General features: G+C 47.5%; 1 protein-coding gene. It reads right to left on the bottom strand.

The genetic code is table 11. The features are described from left to right. Positions 1 to 202, bottom strand: a 202-nt coding sequence (locus tag CHH91_RS20135; RefSeq protein ID WP_141234307.1) for an FtsK/SpoIIIE domain-containing protein, incomplete at both ends; no start/stop codon positions are given.

Genomic DNA, 202 nt, shown 5'->3' with positions numbered 1-202 from the left:
TACACGTTTAGCTCAACCATTTTGGGATCAATCATCATCAGCTTCACTTCATGGGGTTTTGCTTTCATTAAAATGCTTGTAATGATGCCGTTGATGCACACACTTTTGCCACTGCCTGTTGCCCCTGCCACAAGCAAATGGGGCATTTTATTTAGCGGCGCCAGCACAGGTTCCCCTGAAATGTCACGGCCAAGTCCAACGG

The organism is Virgibacillus sp. 7505, assembly GCF_002272135.1.
Classification (GTDB): Bacteria; Bacillota; Bacilli; order Bacillales; family Amphibacillaceae; genus Terribacillus.
This window is presented reverse-complemented; position numbering and strand designations above follow the sequence as displayed.